This window comes from Flavihumibacter sp. CACIAM 22H1 (assembly GCF_001601815.1).
Classification (GTDB): domain Bacteria; phylum Bacteroidota; class Bacteroidia; order Chitinophagales; family Chitinophagaceae; genus Flavihumibacter.
The window spans coordinates 1-4,005 of sequence record NZ_LUKG01000149.1 but is presented as its reverse complement, the minus strand read 5'-3'; the positions used below and the strand labels follow the sequence as shown (position 1 = coordinate 4,005).

General features: G+C 45.8%; 1 protein-coding gene. It reads left to right on the top strand.

Annotation, left to right across the window (positions count from 1 at the left end; translation table 11 throughout):
- A partial coding sequence (locus tag A1D16_RS21350) for a DUF4011 domain-containing protein (RefSeq protein WP_290713623.1) occupies positions 1-4,005 on the top strand: 4,005 nt, incomplete at both ends.

Sequence of the window (4,005 nt, the reverse complement as noted above, 5' to 3'; positions counted from 1 at the left end):
CCTGAACTCCTCACGGCTTTTTCCACCCCCAATCACCCGGAAATTCCCACTATTATCCGACGCGCTGCACATATTCTGGGTACCTGGACAGACAACCCCTCCTTCGACGCATACCAGTCGAAAAATCCCAACCGGGTAAGACAACAAATGGCGGCTATATATGAGGCCATTGCAGAAAATCAGTTCATTTATTGTACCACGGCCGCAAGTTTTGAGGAAAACGGGCAAAGGATTCGGCTGGTCGACACGATCTTTAAAGACCGGCTCGCTAATTGCCTGGATATTTCTCTTCTTTACAGTGCCTGCCTGGAAGCAATCGGCCTCCACCCTATTCTGGTACTTATAAAAGGACATGCATTTGCAGGGGCCTGGCTGGTGGACTCGTTTTTTGCAGATCCGGTTAATGATGACGCCTCCCTGCTTACAAAACGCATGGCAGAAGGAATTCATGAAATTGTACTGGTCGAAACTGTAGCCATGAATGCAGGACAAGCTGCCGATTTTGAAAAGGCAGTCTGGCTGGCGGAGCAACACCTGCTGCATACAACTAATTTTCAGCTTTTTATCGACGTAAAAAGGGCTCGTTCGGGCGCTATCCGCCCACTTCCCCTTCGTGTAGCTACCGCGGATGGCTGGCAGCTTCAGGAAGAAGAACCGACAAAACGCGTTAATCAGTTACCGGATGAAATTTTTACTGGTCCGCAGTTATCCCAGCCGGCAAAATCAGCCGTTTCCAAACTACAGTTATGGGAACGGAAACTCCTCGATCTCAGCCTGCGCAACAACCTGTTGAATATCCGGTTTACCAAAACAATGATTCAACTGATGACGGTATCTGCTGCAGCATTGGAAGATGCACTTGCGGATACGACAGAATTCCAGCTTTTACCCCGACCCCTTGATTGGGAAAATAACGGGCGAGAAGCCGGTTTATATCGCCAGCTACAGTTTTCAGATCCGATGATCGAACTGCTGCAGAAGGAATTTAGCCAGCAACGGCTTAGAACCTATCTTTCCGAGCAGGAGCTGAGTACAAACCTCACCAATTTGTACCGCTCATCCCGGCTTTCCCTGGAAGAAAATGGGGCAAATACACTGTATGTTGGTGTAGGTTTATTAAGGTGGTATGAAACACCGCAGAGTGAACTGCCGCGGTATGCTCCCATCTTGCTGATGCCTGTTGAGTTAATCAGGAAAACCAGCCATAAAGGGTTTATTCTCCGTAGCCGGGAAGAAGACACTATTCTAAATATTACTTTATTGGAAATGCTGCGCCATGATTTTGGCATTTCCCTTTCTATCGATCCTCTTCCGCGTGATGAACAAGGCATTCATATCAAATCAGTTTTTGCACTCATCCGCCAGGCAGTTATGCTGCAATCGAAATGGGAGGTGGAAGAATCCGCAATGTTGGGTAATTTTTCGTTTAATAAGTTTATTCTTTGGAATGATATACACCATAATGCGGGTTATTTAGAAAAGCATCCGTTTGTGCAAAGCCTGTTATCCGGAAAACCGATAACTGAACCGGAAAAACCCATTACACTCGATGAAATAAATGATGCCAACCTACGGCCGGATGCCTTGGTGCTGCCCATTTCAACCGATTCCTCTCAATTGAAGGCAATCCTCGGCGCAGCAAAAGGGAGAAGTTTTGTTTTGCACGGTCCGCCTGGTACCGGTAAATCGCAAACCATCACCAATATAATAGCCAATGCCCTGTATTCCGGTAAGCGGGTGCTTTTTGTGGCTGCCAAAAAAGCCGCATTGGAAGTGGTGGAAAATCGGCTCGAAGCTATCGGGATAGGCGCATTCTGTCTGGAACTGCATTCTAACAAAGCAAAAAAATCGGCTGTGTTGGATCAGTTAAAACGAAGTACAGAACAGGCACAGCTCCGAGCACCCGAATCGTACGAAAGAGTGGCCAACCGTTTATTAGAGTTGCGAACGGGTTTACATGAATACATAGAACTGCTTCACCAACAACAATCGTTCGGACTTTCGCTCTTTGATTTGATAACTGCCTATACCCAGCTCCGAGAAACACCTGCTTCTATCAGTTTTCCTCCGGAATTAATCGTTGGTATAACCAATGACCAGTGGAATCACTGGCAGGAACTAGCGGCAGAATTACAGGAAGTGGGCACTATTATCAATCATCCTAAAGCACATCCATTAGCTGAACTTCAACTTCCCCGTTATACCAGCCAGGTAAAAGCAGATGCAACGGTGCTGATTGGTAAAATCAAAACACTGGTAACCGCATTGGAAGCTACTGCGGGGGAGGTTGCCCTGATAAGCGGTTTGGCGTATAGTAACTTTACCTTATTGCAGGAGCAGGCCTTGCTTCGTATAACCAGTGGGTTACTAAAACTTCCAGATACACCGGCTTCTTTTTTACTGTCCGAATCATTTGAACAACGATTGGTTCAATTGGCCGACCTATGCTTGCACGGAATCAGGCGGGATGAGCTTAGGAAAGAATTACTGGAAGATTTCAGGCAGGAAATACTAACGCTCGATGCCAGCGCTCTATTAGCACAATGGCAGTTAACAGAACATGTGTGGTTTTTATCACGTTGGATAAAACAACAGAAAATTTTGCGACAACTCCGGGCTTTTTCCACTACCGGAAAATTTACTAAAAAGGAGCTTATCCCTCTACTGCAAAAGATCAGTGCATTCAGACAAGAGCAGCAGGTTATTGACGCCGCCGGCTGGCTGCCCGATATGCTTGGATTTGCCTGGAAAAACGGAAACCCTAACTGGGAAAATCTGGAAGCATCCATCCTGCACCTGCAAGCTATGCAACGGGAGGCAGCTGTATTGATGCCAGTGGAAAAAATCAGTACCTGGCGACACCAATTGGCTGAAAAATTTATTGAGGGAAGTAAGTTTTACATTGACCTGAAGGAACCATCGCTAAAAAAATACCGCCAGTTATTACTGGAGCTTTTTGGGGTATTGGATCAAGCCAAGGATTTATTGGGTTTTGACTGGGAGAAAAAATTTCGCCACAGTGCCAATTGGGCGGCACAACTTTTAGCGCTTAGCCAGGGATGGTTATACCATAGTAATAAACTTAAGGATTGGTGTAACTATACGGATGTTCGGACAAAATTGTTACAGGCCGGCTTGTTGCCGTTGATTCAGGCTTATGAGCAAGGGGTTTTTGAAACGCCCGAGCTGTTACTACAGTTCAAAAAAAGCTGGTATCGTTCGGCTGCTGAATGGGTAATGGACCAGTCGCAGGTGCTTGTAGGCTTCAATGGAGTATTATTTGATCAGAAAGTTCAGAAATTCCGGCAAGCGAGTAAAGAGTTTCAGGAGTTGACCCGGGAAGAGATAAGAAGTAAACTCTCCGCTTCTATTCCTTCTTTTGAGCAGGAAGCTGCTCAAAGCTCAGAAATAGGTGTTTTGCAGCGGGCCATCAGAAGCAACGGCCGGGCAATGTCTATCCGGAAATTATTTGACCAGATTCCCGGGTTATTATCCAGGCTTAAACCCTGTATGCTGATGAGCCCTATTTCCGTAGCCCAGTATTTTGAATTGGGTAAGATTGAATTTGATCTTGTGATATTTGATGAGGCTTCTCAATTGCCTACCTGCGAAGCAGTAGGAGCAATAGCGCGGGCAAAAAATGTGATTGTGGTAGGTGATCCCAAACAAATGCCTCCAACCAGTTTTTTTGCGGCAAGTCAGGCAGACGAGGAGACTACAGAAATCGAAGACCTGGAAAGTATACTGGACGATAGCCTGGCATTATCAATGCCCTCACAATATTTATTATGGCATTATCGTAGCAAACATGAAAGCCTGATTTCATTTAGCAACGCAAATTATTATGACAATAAACTGCTAACCTTTCCGTCGCCGGATGATATACAGTCAAAAGTTAAACAGGTTTTTGTTGCCGGTGTCTATGACCGGTCAAATACCCGCCAAAACAGGGTAGAGGCAGAAGCAGTGGTAGAAGAAGTTTTACGAAGGTTATCCAGTGCATCG